Annotated in this window: 22 protein-coding genes; 10 read left to right on the plus strand and 12 right to left on the minus strand. The window is 45.7% G+C overall.

Features of this window, described 5'->3' with window-relative positions; all coding sequences use genetic code 11:
• Positions 1 to 53: 53 nt before the first annotated feature.
• Positions 54 to 644 carry a hypothetical protein gene (locus LEP1GSC052_RS12530; protein ID WP_010573892.1) on the minus strand — a complete coding sequence of 197 codons (591 nt, stop codon included), beginning with the start codon at positions 642 to 644 and terminating at the stop codon, positions 54 to 56.
• Between the two features lie 186 nt (positions 645 to 830).
• On the opposite strand from LEP1GSC052_RS12530, the gene LEP1GSC052_RS12535 reads away from it, so the two are divergent.
• On the plus strand, positions 831 to 1,661 hold the full coding sequence (locus tag LEP1GSC052_RS12535) for an aldo/keto reductase (RefSeq protein ID WP_010573891.1): 831 nt from the start codon (positions 831 to 833) through the stop codon (positions 1,659 to 1,661).
• An 80-nt stretch (positions 1,662 to 1,741) separates the two neighbouring features.
• Here the strand turns inward: LEP1GSC052_RS12535 and truD are convergent, their stop codons facing one another.
• Positions 1,742 to 2,968: a tRNA pseudouridine(13) synthase TruD gene (gene truD, locus LEP1GSC052_RS12540; RefSeq protein ID WP_040913536.1), complete on the minus strand. Its 1,227-nt coding sequence runs from the start codon at positions 2,966 to 2,968 to the stop codon at positions 1,742 to 1,744.
• Positions 2,969 to 3,072: 104 nt separating this feature from the next.
• On the opposite strand from truD, the gene LEP1GSC052_RS12545 reads away from it, so the two are divergent.
• Positions 3,073 to 3,522, plus strand: coding sequence for a MarR family winged helix-turn-helix transcriptional regulator (locus LEP1GSC052_RS12545; RefSeq protein WP_010573889.1), 450 nt, complete (start codon positions 3,073 to 3,075; stop codon positions 3,520 to 3,522).
• Positions 3,523 to 3,738: 216 nt separating this feature from the next.
• Positions 3,739 to 4,185 carry a DoxX family protein gene (locus tag LEP1GSC052_RS12550; protein ID WP_010573888.1) on the plus strand — a complete coding sequence of 149 codons (447 nt, stop codon included), beginning with the start codon at positions 3,739 to 3,741 and terminating at the stop codon, positions 4,183 to 4,185.
• A gap of 76 nt (positions 4,186 to 4,261) precedes the next feature.
• Here LEP1GSC052_RS12550 and LEP1GSC052_RS12555 read toward each other — a convergent pair whose 3' ends face one another.
• Entirely contained in the window at positions 4,262 to 6,001 is a 1,740-nt protein-coding gene (locus LEP1GSC052_RS12555; protein ID WP_010573887.1) for a GMC oxidoreductase, read from the minus strand.
• Positions 6,002 to 6,114: 113 nt separating this feature from the next.
• Here LEP1GSC052_RS12555 and LEP1GSC052_RS12560 point away from each other — a divergent pair, with 113 nt between their 5' ends.
• Together LEP1GSC052_RS12560 and LEP1GSC052_RS12565 are read left to right on the plus strand one after the other, a co-directional pair.
• Complete coding sequence (locus LEP1GSC052_RS12560) at positions 6,115 to 6,390, plus strand: GNAT family N-acetyltransferase (RefSeq protein ID WP_010573886.1); 276 nt, start codon at positions 6,115 to 6,117, stop codon at positions 6,388 to 6,390.
• Positions 6,390 to 6,725: a VOC family protein gene (locus LEP1GSC052_RS12565; protein WP_010573885.1), complete on the plus strand. Its 336-nt coding sequence runs from the start codon at positions 6,390 to 6,392 to the stop codon at positions 6,723 to 6,725. The genes LEP1GSC052_RS12560 and LEP1GSC052_RS12565 overlap by 1 nt, the downstream gene beginning before the upstream one ends.
• On the opposite strand, the gene LEP1GSC052_RS12570 is transcribed toward LEP1GSC052_RS12565, so the two are convergent.
• The 3 genes from LEP1GSC052_RS12570 to LEP1GSC052_RS12580 form a co-directional block, all read right to left on the minus strand.
• Complete coding sequence (locus tag LEP1GSC052_RS12570) at positions 6,722 to 7,960, minus strand: BaiN/RdsA family NAD(P)/FAD-dependent oxidoreductase (protein ID WP_040913537.1); 1,239 nt, start codon at positions 7,958 to 7,960, stop codon at positions 6,722 to 6,724. The two genes, LEP1GSC052_RS12565 and LEP1GSC052_RS12570, sit on opposite strands and share 4 nt — an antisense overlap.
• Before the next feature lie 195 nt (positions 7,961 to 8,155).
• Positions 8,156 to 8,584 (minus strand): DoxX family protein, encoded by a 429-nt coding sequence (locus tag LEP1GSC052_RS12575; protein WP_010573883.1) that lies wholly within the window; start codon positions 8,582 to 8,584, stop codon positions 8,156 to 8,158.
• Between the two features lie 162 nt (positions 8,585 to 8,746).
• Positions 8,747 to 9,631, minus strand: a complete 885-nt coding sequence (locus LEP1GSC052_RS12580; RefSeq protein WP_010573882.1) for a pirin family protein — start codon at positions 9,629 to 9,631, stop codon at positions 8,747 to 8,749.
• Between the two features lie 72 nt (positions 9,632 to 9,703).
• On the opposite strand from LEP1GSC052_RS12580, the gene LEP1GSC052_RS12585 reads away from it, so the two are divergent.
• The gene (locus LEP1GSC052_RS12585) at positions 9,704 to 10,177 is read left to right on the plus strand and encodes an LIC13081 family protein (RefSeq protein WP_040913005.1); all 474 of its coding nucleotides are present in this window, start codon (positions 9,704 to 9,706) and stop codon (positions 10,175 to 10,177) included.
• Positions 10,178 to 10,218: 41 nt separating this feature from the next.
• Positions 10,219 to 11,931: a GAF domain-containing hybrid sensor histidine kinase/response regulator gene (locus LEP1GSC052_RS12590; RefSeq protein WP_010573880.1), complete on the plus strand. Its 1,713-nt coding sequence runs from the start codon at positions 10,219 to 10,221 to the stop codon at positions 11,929 to 11,931.
• 8 nt (positions 11,932 to 11,939) lie between these two features.
• Here the strand turns inward: LEP1GSC052_RS12590 and LEP1GSC052_RS12595 are convergent, their stop codons facing one another.
• From LEP1GSC052_RS12595 to ilvB, 4 genes are read right to left on the minus strand one after another with little or no spacing between them, the layout of a single operon-like run.
• Positions 11,940 to 12,545 (minus strand): anthranilate synthase component II, encoded by a 606-nt coding sequence (locus LEP1GSC052_RS12595; protein WP_010573879.1) that lies wholly within the window; start codon positions 12,543 to 12,545, stop codon positions 11,940 to 11,942.
• A complete protein-coding gene (locus LEP1GSC052_RS12600; RefSeq protein WP_040913007.1) occupies positions 12,542 to 13,924 on the minus strand; it encodes an anthranilate synthase component I family protein in 1,383 nt (460 codons plus the stop codon). The genes LEP1GSC052_RS12595 and LEP1GSC052_RS12600 overlap by 4 nt, the downstream gene beginning before the upstream one ends.
• The gene (locus LEP1GSC052_RS12605; protein WP_010573877.1) at positions 13,842 to 14,168 is read right to left on the minus strand and encodes a hypothetical protein; all 327 of its coding nucleotides are present in this window, start codon (positions 14,166 to 14,168) and stop codon (positions 13,842 to 13,844) included. The genes LEP1GSC052_RS12600 and LEP1GSC052_RS12605 overlap by 83 nt, the downstream gene beginning before the upstream one ends.
• Positions 14,169 to 14,204: 36 nt before the next feature.
• Positions 14,205 to 15,887, minus strand: coding sequence for a biosynthetic-type acetolactate synthase large subunit (gene ilvB / locus LEP1GSC052_RS12610; protein ID WP_010573876.1), 1,683 nt, complete (start codon positions 15,885 to 15,887; stop codon positions 14,205 to 14,207).
• Between the two features lie 332 nt (positions 15,888 to 16,219).
• Here ilvB and tpx point away from each other — a divergent pair, with 332 nt between their 5' ends.
• A complete protein-coding gene (tpx, locus tag LEP1GSC052_RS12615) occupies positions 16,220 to 16,735 on the plus strand; it encodes a thiol peroxidase (protein ID WP_010573875.1) in 516 nt (171 codons plus the stop codon).
• A 75-nt stretch (positions 16,736 to 16,810) separates the two neighbouring features.
• On the opposite strand, the gene LEP1GSC052_RS12620 is transcribed toward tpx, so the two are convergent.
• Together LEP1GSC052_RS12620 and LEP1GSC052_RS12625 are read right to left on the minus strand one after the other, a co-directional pair.
• A complete protein-coding gene (locus LEP1GSC052_RS12620; RefSeq protein ID WP_010573874.1) occupies positions 16,811 to 17,716 on the minus strand; it encodes an alpha/beta hydrolase in 906 nt (301 codons plus the stop codon).
• Positions 17,717 to 17,842: 126 nt separating this feature from the next.
• On the minus strand, positions 17,843 to 19,324 hold the full coding sequence (locus LEP1GSC052_RS12625; RefSeq protein ID WP_020985812.1) for an aldehyde dehydrogenase family protein: 1,482 nt from the start codon (positions 19,322 to 19,324) through the stop codon (positions 17,843 to 17,845).
• Between the two features lie 643 nt (positions 19,325 to 19,967).
• Between LEP1GSC052_RS12625 and LEP1GSC052_RS12630 the strand changes: the two genes are divergently transcribed.
• Both LEP1GSC052_RS12630 and LEP1GSC052_RS12635 read left to right on the plus strand, forming a co-directional pair.
• Positions 19,968 to 21,494 carry an HDOD domain-containing protein gene (locus LEP1GSC052_RS12630; protein ID WP_010573871.1) on the plus strand — a complete coding sequence of 509 codons (1,527 nt, stop codon included), beginning with the start codon at positions 19,968 to 19,970 and terminating at the stop codon, positions 21,492 to 21,494.
• A 252-nt stretch (positions 21,495 to 21,746) separates the two neighbouring features.
• A complete protein-coding gene (locus LEP1GSC052_RS12635; RefSeq protein ID WP_020985956.1) occupies positions 21,747 to 23,039 on the plus strand; it encodes an LruC domain-containing protein in 1,293 nt (430 codons plus the stop codon).
• Positions 23,040 to 23,056: the final 17 nt, after the last annotated feature.

Consider the following 23,056-nt stretch of genomic DNA (forward strand, 5'->3'; position numbering starts at 1 on the left):
ATATTCCAGATACGGAATATTCGAATGTTTTAATCGGATCGCGACTGCGGAGATCAGCCCAATCGTTTGAGAGAAACACTCAGGGAATAAACAGCGACCGCGAGAACCACGTGAAAGATATCCACGTTTAAAATCGGCCCTCTCGAACCGGTCGTTCCGATCACGAGCCCCGCGAGAATAAAAAGAATCGCGCCCAAAATTCCGTAAAGAGCCGCGACCTTCGTTCCTCCCGAATTCTTGCGGATACAAACGAGAATCACGGTGACCATCGCAATTCCGCCTAACGCGGTCGACAGAAGCGGGAAAGGGAAAACGTATCCAAAAATCACATAAAGAAGAAATAATATTCCCGCGATCGGATAAAGGGAATTCTTTTCCAACTTCTTGATTCCGATGTGAAAGAAACCGATTCCGATCAAGGGAACTCCTACAAAGGAAGCGAGCCCCACCGAAAAACGATAAACCGGATCCAAGATTCCGATTCCTAAAAAGTGAATCACGCCTAAACCGGCGGAGACTCCGATCGTTAGAAATCCGAAAAACCCCGCTGTTCTCGCGTAAGAAGCGGCGCTTCTGATTTGAAACGCGACGAAAAGGGCGACAAGACTTAGAATTAAATCGGAAAAAACTGTACTCAATTGCATGGTGGTTGATAGTTCCCAAAGAAATGAATTTTGCAATTCTTTCCCAAAGAGAAATCGAAAAAAGATCCACGTTCGGGGAGCGCATTCTTCCCAAGGTTCGAAAAAGAAGAAAGAATTTATTCCCTATTTTTATCTTTAAGAACTTAGTTCCCGTTTGAGAATCGTCCAAGGATCATAGGAAATTTTATGACAGAAAAAGCTCTCAATCAATCGGTGGTTCTCAACAACGGAATTTCGATGCCGATCTTCGGACTCGGAGTTTGGAAAACCAAATCCGGGAAAGAATGTACGGAAGCCGTTCTAAACGCTTTGGAAGCGGGTTATCGACATATCGATACCGCGAAAATTTATTCCAACGAAGAGGACGTGGGCAAGGCGATTCGGGAAAGCGGAATTCCGAGAAAAGAAATTTTCATCACGACCAAACTCTGGAACGCGGATCAAGGATCGGATAAAGCGAGAAAGGCGCTCGAGTCGAGTCTTGAAAAATTAGGAATCGATCAAGTGGATCTGTATCTCATTCACTTTCCGGTCACTTCCAAAAGAATGGATTCTTGGAAAGAATTGGAAAGAGCGTATCACGATAAACTTTGCAGATCCATCGGTGTTAGTAATTATACGATAACCCATCTTGCGGAGTTGTTGAAAGATTCTCAGATCACTCCCGCGGTCAATCAGGTAGAATATCATCCTTTTCTAAATCAGGTGGACTTATTCGATTATTGCAAAAAACATAAAATTCAACTCGAGGCTTATAGTCCTCTTGCGCACGGTCAAAAGATCGAAGATCCAAAGATCGCCAAAATCGCGAAACAATACGGTAAAACACCGGCGCAAATTTTGATCCGCTGGGCCATAGAACAGGATATAGTCGTGATTCCGAAGTCCGTCAAAAAGGAAAGAATCATCGAAAACTCGAAGGTTTTCGATTTTAAAATTTCGGAAGCGGATATGAAAACCTTAAATTCTTTGGATGAGAATTTTAGAACCTGTTGGGATCCTTCCGAGGTCGCTTAACAATTTAGAATTTCTGCATATTCCAGATCGGAAATTCTCCCCTGATTTCGGAGGCTCCGGCCTCCGAACAAAACGTCTCGTTATATATCGGCTCGGAGAGTCAAACGTTTGACGAGCATGGTTGCATAACAACCGGAAGGAAATCGAAAGGAAATTTTTACTTTTTTTCTTCCGGGATTTCGATCGTCTTCTTCGAAATTTTCCATCTCTAAATTTTCGGGGACGACGTTTATATTTCTCTCGAAAGAATTCATTTTAACTTTCGGAAACGGAGATCGGTCGAAATCCGATTCTTTTAGACCATTGGAGCTCAATACGGATTTTAACGCGTCCATTTCATTTTTAGAATATTCTAACTTTTGAATGCCCGGACTTCCGGGAACGGAAAGGTTGCGAGTAAGGGACAAGGATTTTACCGAAGATTGGCTCGGAAAAAACAAAGGGCCCGTCGTGGTTTTGATCCACACTCCGGAAATTTCTTCCGACGAAATCAAAAGTTCGGATACGAATTCGTTCCAAACGAGGGATTGCATCGAAGACAACAACATCAACAATTCTTCTTCGGGAAATTGTTGGATCATATCGAAGTATGTTTTTGATGTCGGAACCCCTGCCCTTTTGAATGTCGAGAAGATTCGATTCTCCAGTTTACTTCCCGAAAGTTTTTCGCATTGGGACCAATTTCCCCAAGCGGCTTGTAGATTTTTCTTTCGATCGCGGGCTTGTTTTTTTTCTCCCGGATACGGATCGGTCAAAAGAAGCTTAAGACAGGTTTCCGCGTCGCCTTTTAGGAACGGAAAAACGGGAAGTCGGAACTCCGTATGAAATCGACTGAACCTCTGCGAATCGTAGTAGTTGATAAAACCGGTTTCACGGACTTTTTCGAAATTGGTTTGAAGGGCTTTGAGTTCCTTATCGACAAGATTCCTGAGAATGAGAACAAATCGATTTCCTTCGTTTGCTTCCGGGGTGAGCGGTTTGTCGGAAAAACCTGCGGGCTCCAAGTGTAAAACTTGGGAGAGTTCCCGCGGAACCTTCAAAGGTTTTTGACAGCTGAGGAATTGAACCGTGGTCGCGTGCCGGTCCTTTTTCCCTGCGTATCCGATTTCGTTTTGAGAAACCTTGGATTCTTTGGAAATTCTCAAAAGGGCATCGAGTGTATTCCAACCCGATTTTCGAAGTCGGAAGACCATCCATTTTCCTGTTTTTCGAAGGAAATCGGAGGAAAGAATCTCCTCCACTTGAAAATCTTCGGGGTTTTGTTTGAGATCGTAGACCAAAAACCCGCTGAAAGGATGCTCTGACACGATTTCCAAGGTGCGGGAACTCTTCCCAGGAACAATCTTGAAATAAAAAAACTCGTTGACCCAAAATCCTCGTCTAAGAAATAATAGTTCAAGTTTGAAGTATTATGGGAACCCACTACAAAGGAAACAGTAGAGAAACGGCGGTCTTGAACGCATTTATCAAACTAAGCCGTTGTTCCGACTCGATCCGTCAGTTGGAAGAAAAGGTTTTCTCAAAATACGGCCTAACCACGGGCCAATTCGGATGTTTGGAAACGCTTCACCACTTGGGTCCGATGTGCCAAAAGGAAATCGGTCAAAAGATCTTTTCCTGCGAAGGAAACATTACCCAAATCATCGATAACCTCGAAAAACGAAAACTCGTGCAACGGGTGCGGAGTGAAGAGGATCGTCGTTATATCATCATTCACTTAACGCCGGAAGGAAGCGCGATCGTGCAGGAGGCGTTTCCCGACATTCTCAATTCTTTAGTCGATAAGTTCGATCCGTTGTCGGAGAATCAACTTTTAGATCTCGGTGATTATTGTAAGGAGATCGGGTTGAAGACTTTATGAGATTTCTTTTTCGTCTTTATACTTTAAATATAAACTATTTATCGTCGAAACCTGAATCGGCCCTGGATTTGCACCGAGGAGTTCCCGCACTTTCATGAAATCTACAAAATACCCAATCGTTTGGAGTTCATTCCCAAATACTTTAAATTCAAATCATTTAGCATTAAAGATTGTCGAATGATAAATACATTACCGGAATCATTTAGGAGGAAACAAATGCTTCAAAAATTTTTTAAAACGGATTCGGATCTCGGATCCCTCATTCTCAGAGTAGTTGCGGGAGTCGTAATGTTCCCACACGGTGCACAAAAACTTCTCGGTTGGTTCGGCGGTTACGGTTTCACGGGAACCATGGGATATTTGACCGGAGTGGGAATTCCTACACCGATCGCATTCCTTGTAATCATCGGAGAATTTTTCGGCGCAATCGGATTGATCCTCGGATTGTTCACAAGATTATCCGCTTTCGGAATCGGGATCATCATGCTCGGAGCGATTTTTGTCGGCCACTTGGAAAACGGTTTTTTCATGAACTGGGCGGGAACTCAGAAGGGAGAAGGTTACGAATATCACATTCTCTTGATCGCAATTTCGGTCGTTCTTTTTATCAAAGGTGCGGGAAAGGCTTCCGTGGATTCTTTGATCGAAGAAAAACTCGATTAATCAGAGATTCTTCCGGAAATCCGTGGAGCGACAATCCACGGTTTTCCGGAAACATTCGTATTTTAGAATATACTGATTATCTTTTTTTCTTCGCCTTCGCTTTTAGGGAAGTTTTCTTCGAAGCCGGTTTGACGACCGAGCCTTTGAGTTTTCCGAAAAGACCCGTCACTCCCCACTTCTTCTCGAATTTAAAACTATGGATTTCCTTTTCTTTGGGAGGAACAAAAGACATCGCTCGTTCCGAAAGCGCGGTGATCGTCAGACTCGGATTCACCCCCAGGTTGGCGGGAATCATAGAACCGTCGCAGATCGTCAGATTTTGATAACCGAATACCCTGTTTTGAAGATCGATCACTCCCTCGTCCGGGGTTTCTCCAATATTACATCCTCCTAATATATGAGCGGTCGCCGGAATATCGAGCAGAGCTTCGTTGATACTGCTTCTCGCAACGCCGTTCGTGATTTTCGCGAGCCTACGAGCGAACTCGTTCGCGATCGGGATATAAGTCGGAATTTTTTCTCCGTTTTTCTGCGTGGAGGAAAGCGTTCTTTTGAAAGGCCAGATCCATCTTCTTTTACGAACGATCTCTATGCTGTTGTCCACGGTTTGCATCACGAGAAGAATGATCGTCCTTCTCGCAAAACCGATCGGATTCATCAAACCGATGCTATGAACCGGATGTTTTAAAACTTCGATCAAAAATCGAAGTTGTCTCGGAATACTTCCTCCTCCGTCCACAAGAACCCCCGCGGCCAAGCCGTTCATCGCGTCGGCTCCGTCTGAATAACGAACGGGTTCGATATGAGTATGTTCGTCCGGGAAGACGCTGGAAGTGATCGCAACTCCGTGAGAAAGATCGGCCTTCTTATCTTTTAACGTTACTCCGATCAAGGATTCGCTGTTGGTTCGAACGACCTCGCCCAATCGTTTCGAAAGTTTGGGGAGAATTCCCTCTTCCTTCATCTTTAACAAAAGCCCCAAGGTTCCGAGAACTCCCGCAGAAAGAACAACGGACTTCGTTCTATAAATTCTTCGCGGTGATCCGAAAAACGAAGTTGTAGTTTCCGTATGAATCTCGTAACCATCGGAACCGTCTTCACCCATCGGAATCAACTTCGAAACTTTCGTTTCGGGCAGAACGGTCGCGCCCGCTTTTTCGGCAAAGTATAGATAATTCTTATCCAATGTATTCTTCGCGTTGTATCTGCAACCGACCATACAACCGCCGCAGTCGTTGCACGAATTTCTTTCGGGACCTTCTCCTCCGAAGAAAGGATCGATTCCGCTTTTTCCGAAATGAACCCCGACCGGAGTTTTGTTAAACGAATTCTCGATTCCGAATGTCTTTGCGGTCTCCTTCATATATCGATCGGATTCCCAGGTGCGAGGATTCTCCACTACGCCCAACATTCTTTTTGCAAGTTCGTAATAAGGAAGAATTCCCTTCTTACCTCCCATCTTCTGAACGAGCGTTTTTTTCCAAAACGGCTCGGGTGGAACATACAACGTGTTCGCGTAAACGAGACTTCCGCCTCCGACGCCCGCGCCGCTCAACACCATCACGTCGTTTAGAAAGTTGATTCTTTGAATTCCGAAACAGAAAAGTTTCGGGAACCAGAGAAACTTACGCAAATTCCAATTCGTTTTCGGAAATTCGGAACTATTCCAGCGTTTACCGGATTCCAGCACGGCGACTTTATAACCTTTTTGTGAAAGTCGAAGCGCGGATACGCTTCCCCCAAAACCGGAGCCAACGACGATATAATCGTAATCGTATATGATTTCTTTCTTTTTCGAAGTCGTATCTAAGCTCATTTACAGTCCTATCGAAGTTTTTAACGGCTTAGAATTTTTTATTTCCCGGAAATTGAAAGTCAAAATTCTTCCTTTCGTCTTGATTAAATCCTTTCGGATCTTAGAATTGAAGAATGAATACAGAAGTCGTTCACTCGGAACAGGAATCCAAATTCTACGCGGTTCTCGACGGTCACGAATCCCATCTTTACTATAGGGAAGAAGGCGATGTTTGGAATCTTCTTTCGACGTATGTTCCTTCGGAGCTGAGAGGGAAAGGGCTCGCCGCGGATCTGGTCCGCACCGCTTTGGACAAGGCGCGTTCGCTTAACAAAAAGATCATTCCGAGTTGTTCGTATGTGGTGACTTTTTTAAACCGACATCCGAACTACAACGATCTGGTGGCCTAATGATTCATCATATCGCGATCGGATCTCCGAACGTAAGTTCTTTGAGCGGATTTTACGAAACGCTTCCCGGTTTTCAAAAGTTGAAAGAGAATCGAAACGAGGACGGTTCCCTACGTTCGGTTTGGTTTCAAACGGGAGAATCGATTCTTATGCTGGAAACGGACGGAATCGCAAAAGGTCCCAAGGCCTTGATTTTGGACGCGTCGTCTTTGACTTCGGAGAGCGCGAAAATTCTTCCGCAATGGATTCAAGAAACGGAATATACGAAATACTTTAAGGACCCGGACGGGAATCTTTTGGGTTATTCTTCCTTTCCGAAACCCTGGCCGTTTTAAACCGAACTCAGAATTCCACGCGCGGCTATGTAGGACGTGGTCCATGCGTTTTGAAAGTTAAAACCTCCGGTCACTCCGTCCACGTCCAAAACTTCTCCCGCGAAATAAATTCCCGGAACGACTTTACTTTCCATGGTTTTAAAGTTCACTTCTTTGCGGCTGACCCCTCCGCAGGTGACGAACTCGTCCTTAAATTCTCCCTTTCCCGAAATTTTGAACCGGGCGTCCGTGAGTTCTTCCGTGATCGCGTGTAAATCTTTCGAGGACAAACCGGACCATTTTTTGGAAGAATCAATACCATGAATTTCTAATATTCTCTCCCAATATCTTCTGGGAATTCCGAGAACCGGCGTGTTCGAAATCGCTTTGGAAGGATGTAGCTCCTTTTCCTTTTCGATCTTTTTTCGGACCTCGTCCTTTTTCATTCCGAGAACGAGATTCACCTTTAGGATCGTATCGTATTCCTTATCGAAAAGTTCCCTGGCTCCTTTTGCGGAAAGTTTTAGAATCGCGGGTCCGCTCGCTCCCCAATGTGTGATGAGCAAAGGACCGATTTGGGAATATCCGAATTCGACGAGAGAACATTCCGTTTGTTCAAAGGCGAGACCGGACAAGTTTTCAAAGCGGGGATCTTCGATCTTAAACGTAAACAAGGAAGGAACGGGATCGAGAATCGTATGACCCATCGCCTGCAACCAAGTCCAAGCCTTTCTACCGGAACCGGTCGCAAAAAGTATTTTATGATATTCTAATATTTCTCCGGTTTTGAGCCGGATTTGAAAGGTGGAATCCGGCATCGGCGTCACCGAATGGATCTCCGTTTCCGTTCTGAGTTTGACTCCGACCTTTTTCGCTTCCTGAAACAAGGCCTGCAGAATCGTTTCGGATGAATCGGTGATCGGAAACATTCTTCCGTCCGCTTCGGTTTTCAAAAGAACTCCCCGTTCCTCGTACCAACGGATCGTATCCTTGGGCCCGAAGGTCTCGAAGGCCCAGCGCAATTCCCTTTCCCCTCTCGGATAATTCTTACTCAACGTTTCGGGATCGAGGCAATGGTGCGTAACGTTGCATCTTCCTCCGCCCGAAACCTTTACCTTGGAAAGAAATTGTTTTCCTTTTTCCAAAAGGGTAACGGAACAGTTTCCTTCGGATGCGATTTGAATCGCGCCGAAAAATCCGGCGGCTCCCCCTCCGATCACCGCGATTCTTGTTTTTGTTTCCGCTTTGGAACTCATAACGAAAAATTCTTTCCCGAAGTTGCGTGAAAATACATCTCGTTCCATACAAAATACGGCTTCCGATTTTGCACTCTGTAAATAAGGGATTTATAAACGAAAACGGACCGAAGAAATTCTTCGATCCGTCGTTAAGAACTTGCGGCGTTTCCGTTTTTAGATCGTTAAGCCGCGACTTTTACTCGATCTCGAATCTTATATGCTCTTATGAGTTTCGATATAATAATCCGCCGAAATTCTTCCCGATCCGTATAAGGAAAAATGGAAAAGCAGTAAAAGAATCATCGCGGCATAAGGCAGGTTCGATCCCGGCGCCATAAATCCTTCCTTACCGTGGATGAACAACACCGCTCCGATCAAAACGGGAACCTGAAGAAGCGCGGCGAAACGGGTCAACAATCCGGATAAAAGAAGAATTCCTCCGCAGATGTGAGCGATCACGATATAATGAGCGAGTAACGTGGACGCCATAGGCGCGTTGTTCATCTCCATCATACGAATCAACGCATCCGTATCGTATAGGAACTCCAGACCTTTATAGATTAAAACTCCTCCGAGATAAATTCGCAGGAAATCGACCAACCAATCCCGATGTTCTTGTAGCCAATGGTTCAAACGATCCATAGCTCACCTCCAGATTTTTAGGTTTGCAAACTCATCATATCCCTTTCGAAAACTTTTGCAAGGGGAGAATGGGTTTAAATTCCCTAAAAAAGATTCGCCGGCCGGCGTCTTAAACCGAATCGATTCGGTTTAACGAATTCGATAAAAAGAAATCCGCCCCGATTAGGAACGGATTTCCCCCATCTTTCCGGCCTGAAAATCGGTGAAAGCCTGATAGATTTCTTCCTGAGTGTTCATCACGAATGGCCCGTATCGCGCCACGGGTTCTTCCACGGGTTGTCCTCCGATCAGAAGAAATTCCCAAGCGTTCTTCGCGTCTTCCGGCAATGAGAATCGAACGTCTCCGGCGCTTCTTTCGAACCAAACCATATCGCCTTCTTTTACGGCTTGGGTTCCTTGGTCGGTGTGTAAAATTCCGTCACCCGAAAAAGGAAACGCGAACACGTTATAAGAATCGGGAACGGGAATCGTAACGTCCGCGCCCGGCGATAAATGAAAGTGATAGTATAAAATCGGAATCTTAGTTTCGATCACGGCCTTGGTTCCGTACACTTCACCCGCGATCACTCGAACCTTCCCTTTTCCGTCCGGAGTTTCCACTTCGGGAATTCTTTCCGAAGGAGTGTCTTGATAACGTGGGTTGCTCATCTTTTGAGAAGAAGGAAGATTGACCCAAAGTTGAAAGCCGTGCATCCAACCGCCGTTGTTTTGAAATTCTTTCGAAGGCATTTCGGAATGCACCAAACCCGAACCCGCGGTCATCCATTGAACGTCGCCGGATTTTAATTTTCCGTAATTTCCCCAAGAATCGCGGTGTTCCATTTCACCAGTCAATAAATAAGTGACCGTTTCGAACCCCCGATGCGGGTGATCCGGCGCTCCGATCGCTTTTCCGGGTTTGTATTCTACGGGTCCCATCTCGTCTAATAACAAGAACGGATCGAGCTGAATCAAATCTTGAACGGGGAACGGTCTGCGTACCGGAAAACCTCCTCCTTCGATCGCTCTCAGCGAAGGTCTGATCGTTTTAAGTTTTCTAAGATTCATAAATCAAGCGCTCCTCTCGCTCTCTGGTCATGGTGCAGATTCTTTTTTCGAATCGATATAACGGTCGCGACCATGATAACCACTACTGTAACTTTTTTAGTTTCATATTCTTTAGACGATGCATTTCGATTTGTGGCCGATTTTAGAAACTTTGTTTTTTGGGGAGAAGGCATTTGTAGCGTTTCTCCGATCACAACGAACAACGGAAATCATCTGCCCACATTCGAATTACTTTATTCTTTCGGGCCTTTCAAACTCAAGGCGAATTATTTCGCGAAAGAATGGATTCCGAATTCCAGAATGATCATGGAAACTCAGAATTCTTTTTTGGATCAGAGGGACATCTATACGTTTCAAAATTCGGACAAGGGAACGAAAATAACGTTCACGAACCATTCTAAACTTAAATTTCCGTATCATTTCGGAGAATGGGCGTTCGACGCGGGGATTCGCGGAAGAATCTGCAAGGAAATGAGACAGTTGCAGAATTGTTTATATCGAAACGGATGCGGTTCTCCAAAACATTTTCAGATCATACGGATTTAGATTCTCAAATTAATCTTGCCTAAATTTATTTTTTGAGAAGAATGTTCTCGGTCCGTGATTCCGTGGAAGCCGCAGATAAACAATCGTTACCCGTTCCCGCCAACGAAAAGGAAAGGCTCGTCGCATTAAAATCTTACCAAATTTTAGACACGGCCCCCGAGGAAAAATTCGATTCCCTCACTCAGATCGCGGCCTATATCTGCGATAGCTCCATCGCTCTGATTTCTTTGATCGACGTGAACCGTCAGTGGTTCAAATCCAAAGTGGGATTGGACGACGCAGAAACTCCGAGAAGCGATTCCTTCTGTCAATACGCGATCATGCAGGACGAGATTTTTGAAATCGAGGACGCGCACGAAGATCCGAGATTCAAAAACAATCCGAACGTATTGGGTCCGCCTTTCATACGTTTTTACGCCGGAACCCCCTTAAAAACTCCGGACGGATACAACATAGGAACGTTATGCGTCATCGATCAGGCTCCGAAGCGCCTCGATCAGAAACAAAGGGTGATCCTTAAGGTTCTTTCGAATCAGATCATCTCGAATTTCGAACTGATCAAAAAAAATCGGGAGCTGATCGTCATCCGCAAGAAGGAAGAGGAACTTCAAAATTCGAAAAGTCAGTTTTTCGCGAATATGAGTCACGAGATCCGAACGCCGGTCCACGGCATCTTGGGAGTCGCGGGTCTTTTGTCTGAAACGGATCTTCAAAACGAACAAAGGGAATACGTGGACACGATCCGAAGAAGCGGAAGCCTTCTTCTCAGTTTGTTAAACGACATATTAGATTTTTCTAAATTAGAATCCGCTCACATGACGATCGAAATTATCTCCTTCAACCTGATCGATCTTCTGAAGGACGTATTCTTCCTTTTCGAAGCGGACGCCAAACGCAAAAAGATAGAATTCAAACTCAAGGGAGAAATTCCGGAATCCCTGATCGTCTCCACCGATCCGCACCGATTCAAACAAATTCTCGTTAATCTGATCTCGAACGCGTTTAAGTTCACCGAAAAGGGAAGCGTTCACATCGAACTCGAGTTTGAAACGGACTCGGAGCACCACGATATCAGCATTCGAGTTCGGGACACTGGAATCGGAATTCCGGAATTAAAACTCAACGAACTCTTTCAGGCTTATACGCAAGCGGACACTTCCGTCTCCAGAAAATACGGAGGAACCGGACTCGGTCTTGCGATCAGCAAAAGTCTCGCGGAGATGATGAATCTAAAACTGACCGCACAAAGCGTGATCAACAAGGGAAGCGTGTTCGAAATTTCGGGAAAACTTCCGCTCGCCGAAAAACCCGAACTCAGTTTGGAACCTAAGAAGCTGAACTTTACGACGAACGGAAACCCGGTAGAGGATTTGCAAATTTTAGTCGCCGAAGACAACGAGATCAATCAGATGTTGATCCGAAGAATTCTCGAAAAACTCGGATATAAACCGATCGTCGTATCCAACGGGATCGAAGCGTTGCATCATATCGAAACGAACGAAACGGACGTTTTGTTTTTGGATATACAGATGCCGGAGTTGAGCGGAATCGACACCGCGAAAATTCTCACCCAACATACGAACCAATCCCTTCGACCCTACATCATCGCGATGACGGCTAACGCGAGTCCGACGGATCGGGAGAATTGTATCGCGTCCGGCATGGACGAATATATCAGCAAACCGTTTCGCAAAGAACAGATCGCCGATTTAATCAATCACTATCTTTCCAAAAAGAAATCTTCGAAGCGGTAAACGTTTTACTACATCAAAAAATTCTCGATCATCTTTTTACCGCACTCCGTCGCGAAGGATTCCGGATGAAACTGAACTCCTTCGATGGGAAGCGTTTTGTGTCTGACTCCCATAAGAACCGGGTTCTCTCCGTTTGTTTGAACCTTGGCGGTCGCTTCCAAACAATCCGGCAGAGAATTTTCCACACCTTCCAAAGAATGATAACGCATCACTCGGATTCGATCGGGAATCTCCGAAAAAATTCCGAGACGATCGTGCGTGATAGCGGAAGTTTTACCGTGATACGGGACCTTGGATCTTTGCAAACGTCCGCCGAAGGAAGTTACGATTCCCTGCATTCCGAGACAAACTCCGAAAATCTTAATATAAGGATTTCTTAATCTAAGAATCGATTCGGAAACGCCGAAATATTCGGGATCGTCCGGATGTCCCGGACCCGGGGAAAGAAGAACGTGCGTCGGGTTTCGGGAAAGAATCTCGTTCAACCCGACCTCGTCCTGCCTAAAAACGATCAGCTCGAAAAGCCCGGAGGAATTCTCCAGAGTTTCCTCCAGAAGATGTACGAGATTGAACGTAAAGGAATCGTAATGGTCTATCACTATACATCGTTTCATCTTACGAACTCCTCCAAGGATTTTTTTACTGCCTTGAGCTTATTTAGAATTTCTTGATATTCTAATTCTTTCTCTGAGTCCAGAACGATCCCCGAGGCCGCCCTCGAATACGCCTTCGTCCCCGATCTGTAAAGACTTCGGATTAATATGCAGAATTGGGAACTTCCGTCCAATGAGAAATATCCGAGAACCCCTCCGTAAGGCCCGCGATCGTCCCCCTCCGTTTTGCGGATCAGTTTTACGGATTCCACCTTCGGCGCGCCAGTCAACGTTCCGGCGGGAAACACGGATTCGAGACCTCCGAAAGAATCCTCGTTCGTCTTTAAAATTCCGAAAACCTCGCTGGTGATGTGTTGGACGTGCGCGAACTTCAGAATTTCGAATTCTTTTCTGAGTCTTACCGTTCCTCTTTCGCAGACGCGGCTTAGATCGTTTCGATGGAGATCGATCAGCATCGAATGTTCGGCGATTTCCTTTTGGTCGCTTAACAATTTTCCGGTCAGAACCTTGTCTTCTTCGGGACTCGCGCCTCTCGGATACGTTCCGGCAAGCGGATACGTTTCCGCGATTCTATCCTTATGAGAAAACAAAAGCTCGGGACTCGAACCGAACATTTCGATTTCTTCGTCCTTGTAAAAGAAAAGATAAGGGGAAGGGTTTCCCTTTTTTAAATTTCCGTAAATCGGAACGAGACTTCCCTCGATCTCGAACTTTTCCTCGAAACCGATCTGACACTGAAACGTGTTTCCTGAAAGAATCTCCTCGCGCGTTCGATCGAACATATTCAAATATTCTTCTTTTGTTTTGGAGAATCCCAAGGATCGCACCTTCGTATCGCGAGGAATCTCTTCCTTCGATTGCAACAAGAGGGTCAGCTCCTCGATTCGATTTTGGGCATAGTAAAAGTATTCCGCGGAGCCCGTGAGATGATCGATCACGATCCCGTCGAGATACAAACCGAAAGAAAAGAGAGGATAACCTTCGCGTTGTCGCAGATCGGTTACCGGTTCGAAAAGAACCGAAGAATCGTAACCGAGATAACCCACAAGACCGCCCCGGTATTTTTTAGAATCCCGTTTTGCGGGAAATATCTCACGAAGCGTTTTGTACGGATTGGAAACGGGAACGGTTTCTCCGTCGAGGACCAGCTTTCCGGGATAACCCCGAAAACGAAAGGAAGGTTCAAAACCTAAGATCGAATAACGGTAGTTATCCGGATATCCCGGATGACTTTCCAAAAGAAAACATCCGGAATACTTTTTTGTTAAGCGAAATAGAAAGTTTTCGATCTCCTCTTCACATAACGGAAACGGGTTGCTCTCCGGTTTTTCCGGCAGAGAATTTAGGTATTGTTTCAGATTCGAAATCCGATTCGACATAGTGGACCCCTATGATTTCCGGAATACTCCGGAACAGGTTCAGTATTTTTTCCGGTTCCCCGGTTTGAATGACGATAAGAATATCCTGGGTTTTGTTCTCTATGTTGCGCCAGAGGCGCCAATCCTTCCAATCGATCGACTTGCGCGATAAAATCCCGATCAAACGCAGGATCGCTCCCGCGCCTTCTTCGGACGCGATATTATAAGTATAATTCTTTTCCTTTTTGTTTTCCTGAAGCGTCATATAAACTCCTATTCTATGTTTTAATATTCTAATATTTTAATGGATCATTTCTCGATTCGGTTTTCCGGGAGGAACCATGGGAAGAACGTGCAGCTCGGGCGCGACCTGCAACATCACGAAGGAAGGTCCTTTGCGGTTCAAAGCCTCCTCCAAAACTTCGGACGGGGAAAATTCTCCGTTTAAAGAGAACGAAGGAATTCCGAAAGAGGATGCGATCTTCAAGAAGTTGGTCGGCATCAAAAATCGGGACGCGGAGAATCGGGACGAGAAAAACAATTCCTGTTGTTGTCTTACCAAACCCAAATGTCCGTTGTTCACCAGAAGAATCGTAACGTCCAGATCGAGTTCGCGTAACGTGTCGAGTTCCTGAACGTTCATCAGAATCGAACCGTCTCCCGAAATACAAACGATTCTTTTTCCGGGAGAAACAAGAGCCGCTCCGATCGCGGTGGGAAGACCAAAGCCCATCGTTCCGAGTCCGCCCGAGGTCAGCAAGGATCCCTGTTTTTGAAACGGATAATATTGAGCGGCCCACATCTGATGTTGACCTACGTCCGTGGTTACGATCGCCTTATCCTTTAAAATTTCCCCCACTTCCTTCAGAATCTTAAAAGGATGTAAGGAATCTTTTTCTTCGGGCATCGGAAACGCGTATAACGTCTTCAGCGTTTGAACGCGATCCAACCATTCTTCCTTTGCCGCATGTACGGAAGAATACTCCTCTTCCAGAATCTGTCTGATAAAATCCTCGATCTCGTGTTTCAAATATAAATTAGGATTTTTTAATTTACCGATTTCGGTCGCGTCTATGTCCACGTGAACGATCTTTGCGTTCGGACAGAATTCGTTCAATTTGCCGGTGGCGCGATCGTCGAAACGAACTCCGAGCGCGATCAAAAGATCGGCCTCTTCCAAAGCCAGATTCGTGGCTCTGGAACCGTGCATTCCGAGCATTCCCAAAAAGCCGGGATGATCGTCTTTGCAGATTCCCAGTCCCATCAGCGTGGAAACCACGGGAAAGTTCAATCGTTCCTGAAGAACTCCGAATAGCTCCGCGGACAAGGGACGATTGAGACCGCCTCCGATGTAAAAAACGGGTCGTTTCGCTTCGGACAACATTCTCGCGAAATCGGCCTTCCAACTTTTTTCGATCCTCAAAATAAATTCAGTTTTTTGAATATTCCAATATTCTTTTTCTTTTTGCTCGTCCCATTCTATTCTTGCCAAAGCGACATCCTTGGGAACGTCGATCCAAACGGGACCGGGCCGTCCTTCGATCGAGGTTTTCCACGCTTGGGGAAGAATCGTAATCAAATCCTCCGCGTTTTTTACGAGATAACTTCTTTTTGTGATGGGAATCGACAGACTCAAAGTGTCTATCTCTTGGAACGCATCGGTTCCGATTAGGGAAACGGGAACCTGACCTGTGATCGCGATGAGCGGAATCGAATCCATCTTCGCGTCGGCAACCGCCGTAATTAAGTTCGTAACTCCGGGACCGGAAGACGCGATACAAACCGCGGGTTTGCCGCTCGCTCTCGCCATTCCTCCCGCGATAAAACCCGCGCCTTGTTCGTGTCTCGCGAGAATATGACGGATCTTACTTCCGTGTAACGCGTCGTAGATGGGAAGACTGGCGCCTCCGGGAATTCCGGCCACAACTTCGACGCCGGCATATTCCAAAAATCGAATGATCAATTCAGCTCCGTTTAAATCCATATCTCGTTTCCTTCCGAACTTTTTGATTCCGATCTCATTCCAAACGACCGCCTTAAAATAAAAAAGCCTCCCCCGGCTTTACACCGGAGGAGGCTTTTCTTAGGATTGCGCCTGAAGTAAATCTCTACAGCGTAAAGCGGGGTCCCGGTGGCCAGACGACCACCACAAGCACGAGCCACACCACGACGGTGACGCTTAGAGATACTTGTTTTGCGATACGGTTGAGATTCATAAAAATGAGTTCTGCCTCCAACTTGCTGGAAACTTCTTTCCTTTTGCAAGCAATTTTTTAATCTGATGTATTAAATCCAATCTTACTTAGGAAAACCCCCATGGCACAAGTCACTCTCAAAGGCAATCCGATTCCGCTCGAAGGCAAAATTCCTTCTCCAGGCGATAAGGCACCCGACTTCAAAGCGATCAAACAGGATCTTTCCGAATTCGGTCTCAAAGACTATGCGGGAAAAGTGAAGATTCTCGTGGCCGTTCCGAGTTTGGACACTTCCGTATGCGCGATCGAAACCAAAGTATTCAACGAAAAGGCGGCGGGACTTTCCGGCATCGCGACCTTAATCATCTCGGGCGATCTTCCTTTCGCGATGAAACGTTTTTGTTCCACCGAAGGAATCGATTCTCCGAATTTGGTTACCGGTTCACAATACAGGGATTTTTCCTTTTCCAAAGCGTACGGAACTCATATCGCCGACGGTCCGTTAAAAGGACTTTCTGCAAGAGCGGTGTTCGTTGTGGATAAAACCGATACGGTGCGTTATGTGGAATTGGTTCCGGAAATCGGGTCGGAACCGAATTACGCTGCGGCGCTTGCGGCGGCAAACGCGGCGCTTTAAGAACCGTTACAAAAACAGAATTCTCTTTCGAACAAGATTCTCCGCTTCCGATCGGTTGCGGAGAATTTTAGAATATCATAATTTTTGAATTAACTGAAGAATTTTCGAAGATACGAGCTTTTCGTCTTTCTGCCAGAGTTTCGTGTGTTCTCCGCCGACTACCGTCACCAATTCTTTCGGCTCCTTGGCGGCCTTTTCCAAACGAAGTCCGTGTTCGTAAGGAACTCCGTTGTCCGCGGTTCCGTGAAAGATCAACACGGGTCTCGGAGAAATCAAGCCGATCGCTTTTTCGGGAGAAAGATCGTCCGTTTCCAGATTTCCCCTCGTTTCGTAAAAGAAGATCACGAAAGGAAGCAAAGGATATTTCGGTAAACCGAAATCGCGTTTTGCGACAAAGGAAACCACTTCGACGAAATCGGCGAAACCCGAATCGAAAATTCCGATCTTAATCTCGGGTTGTTCCGCCATAAAAAGAACGGAAGTCGCGGCTCCCATGGAAAAACCGAGAATTCCCGTGGACTTCATTCCTTTGCTCTTCACAAAATCCAAAGTCGCTTGCAGATCCTTTCTTTCGTGAAATCCCATCGAACTAAAGGACTTTTGACTTTCTCCGCAGTCTCGGAGATCGGGAAGAATCACGTTTATCCCCTGATCGTGAAACAATTTCACATAACGTAAGCCTTCCCTTCTCGTGGCGCCTCTTCCGTGAATCGAAATCATCACCTTGTCGCTCGGACGGTTCGCGGGAACCCACCAAGCGGAGATTTCCATTCCGTCCGAGGTTTTGTATTTTACGTTTTCGTAATTCAATCCGAGATCCGCTTTCGGATCGTTGCAAAAAATATAATGTTCTAATTTGCATTGATGAGGCGGTCTCGGATGCAGAAGAACTTCCGCGAAATACCAAGCCCCTCCGATACAAACGATCAAAAGAAAGAATATAAATCCTAAAATTCCCTTCAGCAAAAAACGTTTCGACATAAACCTCCGATTCTCCGTTCCAATAAAAAATCCTTTGAAACAAGGCCCGAAGGCAAGGTCTCAAAGGATTTTAAAATCGAGGGAACCCGCTCGAAAACGAAACGAATCCCCGCTGTTCTTATCCGATCAAACGAGAAACTTTTTCGTCAAAGAAACGAGACGTTTCACAAAATTCGTGTAAGGCGGATACATCAGATCGATCGAACTCAAAGCCGCTTGTCTGAGAACGGAACGTTCGTGAGAGAAAGCCTTGAATCCGAAATAACCGTGATAACTTCCGTGACCGGAATGATTCACGCCGCCGAAAGGAAGATTCGGATTGGCGAGGTGAAGAATCACGTCGTTGACCGCGGCTCCTCCGGAAGAGGTTTCCTTGAGAATCTTTTTGATCGCACGATCCTTTTTACCGAAGATGTAAAGAGCCAAAGGTTTCGGTTTTGCGTTGATCTTTTCGATCGCTTCGTCCAGGTTCGTGTAAGGAATCATAGGAAGAACCGGTCCGAAGATTTCATCTTCCATAATATTCGAATTTTCTGGTACGTTGCTGAGAAGAGTCGGTTCGATGTAGTTTTGGGAAGCGTCGGTATCGCCGCCCATTTCGATCTTCGCGCCCTTCTCCACCGCTTCGTGGATATAACCGGAAACGCGGTTGAAGTTACGATCGTTGATGATTCTACAGAAGTCCGCGTTCTCCTTCAGAGGTTTTCCGTCCTTACCGTAAAATTCTTTTACGACTTTCTTCGCTTCGTCCACGAAAGGTTTTACGAGGTCGTTCGGAATCAACAGATAATCGGGAGCGACGCAGGTTTGACCGGCGTTCAACACTTTTCCCCAAACGAGTTTTTTAGCGGCCTTTTTCAGATCCGCGCTTCGATCGATGATCGCTGGAGATTTACCGCCTAACTCGAGAGTAACGGTGGTAAGATGTTTCGCCGCCGCGGTCATCACGATCTTTCCGACCTGAGTGCTTCCGGTAAAAAAGATATGATCCAAAGGAAGTTCCATAAGCGCGCCGGAAACCTGATAGTCTCCCGCAAAAACCGCGACTTCTTCCTTAGGAAAAACTTCGCTGATGATCTTCTGAGTGATTTCGGTCGTAGCCGGAGTGAACTCGGAAGGTTTGATCAGAACCGTATTGCCCGCCGCAATCGCCGCTGCCAAAGGAGCGAACGTAAGATAGAACGGATAATTCCAAGGTCCGATGATCAACACAACTCCGCGGGGTTCGTATAGGATTTGGCTTTTCGCTCCGAACAATGTCATCGGAGTTTTCGCGTTCACGGGTTTCATCCATCTGCGGACGTGTTTGATCGCGTCGTTGATTTCGGAAATCGAAGGCATAATTTCCGTGATGTCCACTTCTCGTTCGTGTTTGCGAAAGTCGGAATTCACCGCTTTTTCGATTTCGGGAGTGTATTTGAAAATCGCCTGTCTCAGTTTTTTCAAACGATCGATCCGCTGGCTTGCGGAGGTGAGTTTCATAACTTTATGGAAGTGCTGTTTTTGAAGTTTGAACACACGTTCAATCTCTGCCTTGTCTAAAGGCGGAAAGTTTGGAGTCTGGTTAGAATTCGGTATTTTTACCGGAGATTCCTGTAAAGTTGGCATCGGAAGTAGCTCCTTAAATCTAGTTACAGAGATTTTTTCGGGAAATGCGCCCGGATCTGGGGCGGCCTCATTCTATCATCGCGGAATCGGAAAGCAATTCTTTTTATAAGGCCGATTTCTCTGTCCCTTAAGAGACCCAAGACGTTTCCAAGGACGTTCCTAAAATCCCTTTTTTAGGGGAGAATCGAAAGTCGTCCAAAGTCTTCGTCGAATCCGTTTAAGAATTCAGCAAATCTCGCATACGTTAGACGGTATTGTACACTTTTTAATGAGACATGAATCGATATAGGAATTTCGAAAGAAGTTCAAGACGTTTTCGGCTTGAATGGAGAACGGGAAACGAACGCCAAAGAAAAACGACCTGAAATCAAGGAAGACAAACGTGTTTGAGTGGAAGTGGTTCGAATCTCTCGGGAAAAGTTAGTTGAGGCGCGAGAACTCGGTAACTCACTTCCTATGGATCGAGAGTTAGAACGCGAATTGAGATTGAAATGAGACGGAATAAAATGTTAAAAATTAAACAAAGAATTTATTTCCTAAATCGAAAAAATAGAATAGAATTGGAAATATTTTTCCAAGATTTTCTACGAAGAATTTCCGATGACTTGACAAGAAAAGAACGCACCCGGAAGAATCAAAGTATATGAGTCAGAGCAAAACGTTAGAGCTCCACCATCATAGAGACCTCGGTCTCTACAGCAATCTGAAAGATCTCAATCATCCCGTACTCGAAAATTCTCCCGTTCATTATAGATTTCACAATCTTACGGAGAACGTAGATTCGATCATCAGCAGAACCTTGGATCGTTATCTGTTACAGCTCGACATCATCTACGTAAGGGATTCCGTTTTCGCGACCTTGAAGGAAACGATCGCAAACTCGATCAAGGCGAACATCAAACGGATTTATTTCCGCGAGTTGGAAGCGGACATTCACAACCCCGAAGTTTATAAACAAAAGATTTTGGGATTTAAAAAGAAGTATATCGACAACAAGGAAAAATACGAGGAACTCCTTTTTAAAAACAACTTCGTAGTTTTGGTTTCCTTTATCCACAACAAGGACATGATTCGGATCCGAGTGATGAACAACGTAAAACTCAGTCCGACCGAAGTGGAAAGAATCAATCAAAGAATCGAGAAGGCCAAAATCTACAACGATCTCGCCGAGGCTTTTTTGGAAGCCGGAGACGAAACCGAAGGCGCGGGACTCGGACTGATCATGTCTCTGATCATGTTGAAGAACGACGGACTCTCCGCGACCTCGTATAAGATCGAAAGCCAAGGAAACAACACCAGCGTAATCATAGATATTCCCCTCAACATCACGAAGGAAAATCTTCAGTTACAAAAAACTCAGGACATCATCAAGAACATAGACGGACTTCCTACGTTTCCGAAGTCGATCCAAGACATCCAAGCGATGATCGAAAGACCGAATTCTTCCATCGGACAAATCGCGGAAACGATCAAAAAGGACGTGGCTCTTTCCGCGAATATTCTAAAACTTGCAAATTCGGCCGCGTTCATCCGCGCGAACAAAGTGGAATCCTTGGACAGAGCGATCCAGCTCATCGGACTCAAGGAACTCAATCAACTTCTTTATTCTCTCGGAACCAAACAGATTCTCGAGGATAAGTTTCCTGCCTTTCTTACCATCTGGGAAAAATCGAATCAGTGCGCGTTCTATTGCAAGTTGATCGCGAACAAGATGAATCTTCCCAAGGATACCGTGAGCAATCTTATGTCCGCGGCTTTGTTGCACGATATCGGAGAAATCATTCTTCTTTCCTTGGAAGAAAGAACGATGAAGAGCATCGGAAAAATCTCCGCGTCCAAGGAAATCGCTTCCGCCGTTTCTATGGAAGAAGCCGCATTAGGAATCACTCATACGAAAGTGGGCGCGCTCATCGCGGAAAAATGGAACTTCCCGGATATCTACGCGAAGGCGATGGAATATCATCACAGACCTTTGATCGTTGATGAAGAATTCGCGCCCTATATATATCCGATCTATATTGCCGATATGATGATCAAGATCAACAACGAGGAAGCGAAGTACAGCGAGATTCCCGAAAAGATTCTTCAGTTCTGCAAGTTCGGAAGTTCGGGAGATTTCCATTCTTTCCGAACTAAGGCGCTCGAAAACTTTCTCGCGAGCACGAGATAAAATCCGCGAACGAGTTGAGTCGACTCAAACGCCGAAGAACAACGACGATATAAAACGTTTTTTGAATACGTTCTTATAAAAAGTCGTATTCATTTTTTCGGAACTAAAAGCCAGCTTTTCGTCAGTTATGAAATAAATTTCTCATTTCGCTTTATACCTGTTCGCTTAACAAAATACACCCTTCGGACTATTGTTGCATCTCGGTCCCCGTGCGAGAATAAAACTCGTTAAGGCGACATGCCGGAGGGATCGATGAAAGGCTTTCGAAAATTAGCGAGTGTGGTTTTGGTGGGGGGAGTTCTTTTTTTCGGAGCGAATGCCTGCACGAACTCGCAGGATCCCAATCTGCTCTGGCTTTTGAGCGCGACGCAGGCGAATCCTTCTCCCGCGCCGGACGGGGAACAACCCTTTAGCATTGTGATCAACGACGAAACCGCTCCCGTGGATTTCGTTTTCGATACGACTAAAACGGTGAACGTCAACATTCAGGTTTTAAGCCCGGAATCTCCGATCTCGGGAAGTTTAGTACAAATCTTTAATATAGATAATACCGCGCAGAAGTCCATCTTCAGAGCGGCCACTTCCGAAAACGGGGAAGTAAAGGGAAGTTTCACCATCGACGAAGCGACTCGTAAGGTTTTTCTGAAAGTGGAAGCCTTCGGACAACTCTACGAAGCGGAAATCGAAATCATCAATTCTTACAGCATTTCCAGAAGAATCACCGTGGTCATCAAGGGAAACAGCAACGTCGCCTTCCCCGATAGCGACGGGGACGGAATCGCGGACAAAGACGACGCCTATCCGACGGATGCGACCCGTGCGTCTACGTTCCGTTATCCGACCGAAGGATATTATACGATTTCTTTCGAGGACTTATATCCCGCACAAGGGGACGCGGACTTTAACGATTACAACGTAAGAGCGGTCTTTGAAGAGGATTGGAACGCAAAAGGAGAAGTTTCGAGAGTACGAGCAAACTTCGTTCACGTTGCGAAAGGCGCGGGTTACAATCATACGCTTCATCTTACGATTCCCGGAATCGTCGCATCTTCGTACGCTTTGACAAGATACGGTTTTGACGGAACCACGGTGGAATCCAATACGAGCGGAAACGGCACCGCGATTTCTTCATTGGAAATTCTTTCCAGATCCAATACCACGATCCAAAACTCGAATTCTTCCCGATCCAATACGGTTTTCAAAAAAGGAAAATCCGCAAATCTCGAAGTGATCTTACAAAACGCGGTCAATCGAGTGGCCCTCGGACCCGCACCGTATGATACGTTCGTAAAAGTCATCAATACCAATAAGGAAATTCACTTTCCGAGAAGATACTTTGACGCAAACGGAAAGGACATCTATTTGGATTCTACCGGATTTCCATGGGCGCTTTTGGTTCCCGGAAATTTCCTCTGGCCTTATGAAAGCACGGATATTCGTAAATCGTATCCTTCTTTCAAACCTTGGTATGAATCCGCGGGCAATACCAACCAAGATTGGTATCTGAGTCCCGTTACTTCCGAAGTTTTTCCTGCCACGAATTGAACTTTGAACTCATTTCC

The organism is Leptospira kmetyi serovar Malaysia str. Bejo-Iso9 (assembly GCF_000243735.2).
Taxonomy (GTDB): domain Bacteria; phylum Spirochaetota; class Leptospiria; order Leptospirales; family Leptospiraceae; genus Leptospira; species Leptospira kmetyi.